Source organism: Mesorhizobium sp. M7A.F.Ca.US.014.04.1.1 (assembly GCF_003998745.1).
GTDB lineage: Bacteria > Pseudomonadota > Alphaproteobacteria > Rhizobiales > Rhizobiaceae > Mesorhizobium > Mesorhizobium ciceri.
The window spans coordinates 1-4,361 of sequence record NZ_RZRW01000478.1 but is presented as its reverse complement, the minus strand read 5'-3'; the positions used below and the strand labels follow the sequence as shown (position 1 = coordinate 4,361).

Below are 4,361 nucleotides of genomic sequence, written 5' to 3'. Positions count from 1 at the left end.
CCACCGGCGTTGACCGGCCCGGCCTTGATCTGGAAATCGAGGTCGCGGTCGGCAAAGCGATTGGCGCCCTTGTCGCTGACGAAGATCGAGGCGAAGGCCGCCAGCCCGTCGACATCGAGATCACCGCCTTCAAGCCGCATCAGCACCGAGGGCTTGGCATCGTCGGGCTGGCTGGAATCGATGCGGCCGGAAAACTTCGCCTTGCCCAGGATCAGTTCGAGATCGCTGAAGGCCTGGCGCTTCTGCGAGAGGTCGACCTTGGCCTTGAAGCCGGCGGCCGGCAGGCGGCGGATCGCCTCGTCGACATCCTTCGACAGCCAGGCGGCAAAGCCGGAAGGTTGGGCCACGGCCAGCAGCAGCGAGCCGTTGAAGCCGAAATGACCCTCCAAATTGAGCACCAGCATGCCATCCGCTTCCAGCGTGGTGCGGCCGGGCAAGGTCGCGGCAAGCGATTTCACCGACCAGCCGCCATCGACCGGCTCGGCGGAAAGATGCACGTCGCGCACCGTGGTGTCGCCGACCACCACCGCCGGCAGCTTGACCTCGACCGTGCCGGGGATGGTCGGCTTCGGCATATCGAGCAGCGCTTGCTCGAACGCCGCGATGCGCTGGTCCAGCGTCAGGCCGGCGCCGGCTTCGGCGCCCACCGCCTCGTCGAACTGCACCTGCGCGCCATTGGCCTCGATGGCGAAACTCGGTTTCAGCCCGAGATCGACAGAAGCCTTGCCATCGGCGGTGTAGGGGTTGTCGAGAGGCCCGGTCTCGAAGCGGAATTCGTCGACACCCAGCTTCTGGTGGTCTAGCGAAAACTTGCCGTTCAGCCGAAAGCCCGGATCGGGCTTGCCGGCCGAGACTTTCACCGTCTCGCCATCGGTGCCGCGCAGCTCGGCGCTGTTCTTGTCGGCACCATTCTTGTCAGGATTTGAAATCTTGAACTGGCCGGAGTAGACGGCGGCTCCATTGACGATGCCGGCATTGCCGTCGGTCTCGATGACCAGCGGATACGCGTCCGGATTGGCTTTCAGCCGAAACCGCATCTGTCCTGAGCCTTCGGCCTTGCCGGTGGACGCGGTGACCGCGGTGCGCAACCCGTCCAGCCGCAGCGTGCCGTCCATGCGCCATGGGCCGGCCAGCGACTTGGCCGAGACGGTCGAATTGATCTCGGAAAACAGATGGCTGCGCCCGCCAGCGGCATGGCGAACTTCGATCTGACCCTCCGTCACCGTCAGCTTCTCGATCGAGATCTGGCTGGGGTCGAAGGGCGAGGACGGCCGCATCGCCCAGTCGACCGTGCCGTCATTGGCGATATCGATGGTCGCTTTCGGCCGCACCAGCCGCATGTCGAAGATCAGCACTTCACCGCGCAGGAAGGGCGCCAGTTCCGCGTCCATTGAAAACGTCTCGACCGTCATGGCCGGCTGGCCGTTGGGGCCGCCGGCGACGGCGACATTCGAGAAGGTCACCGAGGGAAACGGCAACAGCCTTGCGGTGGCGTCGCCCTGCACGGTCACCTTGCGGCCGAGAATGGCGCTCGCCTCGCGCTCGAAGTCGGCGCGGTAGCCGGTCCAGTCGATAAAATACGGCACCACCAGCGCCGCACACAGCACCAGCACGAACAGGCCACCGAAGATCACGAACAGGCGTGCGAGCATCAGCTCCGAATGGGTTGATTGAAATTCTGCCGCACTCTACCCGCATCCGCGTGTCGATAAAGAGGCAATTCATCCAGTTGCGCGATCTCCGGTGATCTGAAACAAATCCCGGCGAAGCGGAGAAATCGGATGTCGGGCAAGAACTGGGATCGCGTGCCGATCGATGCGCAAAGTGTCGACGCTCCGCTGTCCCTTTCGGCGGTCTTTCTTGTCGTCGCCGTCGCCAGCGAGCAGAGCGCGCTCGCCAAGGTTGCCTCCGTGCTCGGCGGGCTCGACGATCTCATCAAAACCGTCGGGTTCCGCGATCTCTCCGGGCGGCTGTCGTGCATTGCCGGCATCGGCCGCGATCTCTGGGATCGTCTTTCTCCAGACCGGCGGCCGCTGGAACTGAAACCGTTCGCACCGATCAAGGGTGCCGTTCATTCGGCGCCTTCGACCGCCGGCGATCTCCTCTTCCACATCCGCTCCGAGCGACCCGATATGTGCTTCGAGTTCGAGCGCATCCTGCTCGACAATCTCGGTGACGGCGTAAGCGTCATCGATGAGGTTTCCGGCTTTCGCTATTTCGATGCGCGCGACCTGCTCGGCTTCGTCGACGGGACCGCCAACCCGACCGGCCTCGACTTGCCCGCCTCTGCGCTCATCGGCGATGAAGACGCCGACTTCGCCGGCGGCAGCTATGTCGTCGTCCAGAAATATCTCCACGACATGCAGGCCTGGGCGCGCATTCCGACGCCCGAGCAGGAAGCGATCATCGGCCGCACCAAGATCGACAACATCGAAATCGACGATGACGATGCGCCGCGCAAATCGCACAAGTCGCTGGCCACCATCGAGGATGCCGCCGGCAACGAGTACGATATTTTGCGCGACAACATGCCGTTTGGCAGGCCGGGGCAGAACGAGTTCGGCACCTACTTCATCGGCTATTCCAGATATCTTTGGGTCACCGAAAAAATGCTGCAGCGCATGTATATCGGCGAGCCGCCGGGCGCCTACGACCGCCTGCTCGATTTCTCCACACCGCACACCGGCACGACATTCTTCGCGCCAACCCGCCCCATGCTGCAGACGCTTGTCGAGGGCGGACAGGCGAAGCCTGCCGCACGGTAGGCAGGCGTCCTCAACGATTTCAGCCCGCGATCACCGCGAATTCAGCGTGCGTCGCGCTTTGCCTGTGCCACCTTGGCCGCCCTGCGCTGCCGGCCGAGTTCCATTGGCCGGACCAGATCCGGCGCCCTCTGGTTCGCCACCGGCCGCATACCCCTGCGCGCGGTGCGCGAGTTGAAGGCGGGGCCGTCCGATGCCGCCCCTTGCTTCATCACCAATGCCTTGCGCGCATTCTCGATCAGCGAAACGCTGGCGGCCAGTTGCCGGCGCCGCTCGGCCTCGCCATTCAGGCGCCGCATGGCCATGGCCAGCACCGCAAGCTTGAGCTGCGACCCGCCATCAGCCTTCGAAGGCGTAGCGCCCTTCGCCGCGCCCTTGCCCCGGATCTCACGCCGGCGGCGGTGTGCTTCGGTCTGCGCCTTGTCGCGCCGCTCCCGCAACAGCTTGACCAGGCCGGCAAGATCGGCGTCGGAGAGCTCCTGCACCGCCGGATGGTGAGACTTCTCCACCAGATCGTGTTCGTCGGCACTCAGCGCGCGCGCTTCTTCCTTGCGTGAAATCGCCATGGCATCCTCCTCCGCTGGCACGCCTGTTGGCTTCAGGCCCTGCTACCGGCCAAGCCTCGGCCCGAATGGTGGCGCGGTCAAGACTGGCCGCCTACGAACCTTGCGTCGGAAAATCGGTTAGTTTCCCGGCAAGATCTTGCCCGGGTTCATGATATCAAGCGGATCGAGCGCCTGCTTGATGGTGCGCATGATGTCGACGCCGTGGCCGAGCTCGTGGCGCAGGAAGCCGATCTTGCCCTGGCCGATGCCGTGCTCGCCGGTGCAGGTGCCGTCCATGGCGATGGCCCGCATGTTGAGCCGCGCGACGAATTTTTCCGACAGCGCGATCTCCTTGGGATCGTTCACATCCATCAGCACAAGCACGTGGAAATTGCCGTCGCCGGCATGGCCGACGATCGGCGCGATCAGGCCCATCTCGGCGATATCGGCCTCGGTTTCCATGACGCATTCGGCAAAGCGCGAGATCGGCACGCAGACATCGGTCGACAGCCCCTTGGCTCCCGGCCGCAGGGTCAGCGACGACCAGTAGGCGTCGTGCCTCGCCTTCCACAATTTGGTGCGCTCCTCGGCGACGCTGGTCCACAGGAACGGCCCGCCGCCATTTTCCTCCGCGATCATGCCGAAGGTTTCGGCCTGTTCGGCAACGCCGGCATCGCTACCATGAAACTCGACGAACAGGCACGGGCTCTCGGGATAGTCGAGCTTGGAATAATTCTTCATCGCCCGCATCTGCAAGGCGTTGACCAGTTCGATGCGCGCCACCGGGATGCCCATCTGGATCGTCGCGATGACCGCGTTGCAGGCCGCCTCGACGCTCGGAAACGGGCAGACGCCGCCGGAGATCGCCTGCGGGATGCCTTGCAGCTTCAAGGTCAGCGACGTGATGATGCCGAGCGTGCCTTCCGAGCCGACCAGCAGCCGCGTCAGATCATAGCCGGCCGAGCTCTTTTTCGCCCGCTTGCCGGTTGTCACCGTTTCGCCGTCGGCCATGACGGCGGTCAGCGACAGCACGTTCTCGCGCATCGTTCCGTAG

4 protein-coding genes are annotated in these 4,361 nt (G+C 64.4%); 1 reads left to right on the top strand and 3 read right to left on the bottom strand.

Features of this window, described 5'->3' with window-relative positions; translation table 11 throughout:
* Positions 1-1,652 (bottom strand): AsmA family protein (locus EOA22_RS25505; protein ID WP_127390297.1); only part of this gene is annotated, 1,652 nt, incomplete at its 3' end.
* Positions 1,653-1,781: 129 nt separating this feature from the next.
* On the opposite strand from EOA22_RS25505, the gene EOA22_RS25500 reads away from it, so the two are divergent.
* Positions 1,782-2,765 (top strand): Dyp-type peroxidase, encoded by a 984-nt coding sequence (locus EOA22_RS25500; protein ID WP_063168286.1) that lies wholly within the window; start codon positions 1,782-1,784, stop codon positions 2,763-2,765.
* 41 nt (positions 2,766-2,806) lie between these two features.
* Here EOA22_RS25500 and EOA22_RS25495 read toward each other — a convergent pair whose 3' ends face one another.
* Positions 2,807-3,328, bottom strand: a complete 522-nt coding sequence (locus EOA22_RS25495) for a hypothetical protein (protein WP_013531009.1) — start codon at positions 3,326-3,328, stop codon at positions 2,807-2,809.
* A 117-nt stretch (positions 3,329-3,445) separates the two neighbouring features.
* A partial coding sequence (locus EOA22_RS25490) for an FAD-linked oxidase C-terminal domain-containing protein (protein WP_281040788.1) occupies positions 3,446-4,361 on the bottom strand: 916 nt, incomplete at its 5' end.

What these genes read in the sequence shown, in the direction of transcription:
- EOA22_RS25500 (WP_063168286.1), top strand. Translation starts at nt 1,782, where the DNA reads ATGTCGGGCAAGAACTGGGATCGCGTGCCGATCGATGCGCAAAGTGTC.
- EOA22_RS25495 (WP_013531009.1), bottom strand. Translation starts at nt 3,328, where the DNA reads ATGGCGATTTCACGCAAGGAAGAAGCGCGCGCGCTGAGTGCCGACGAA.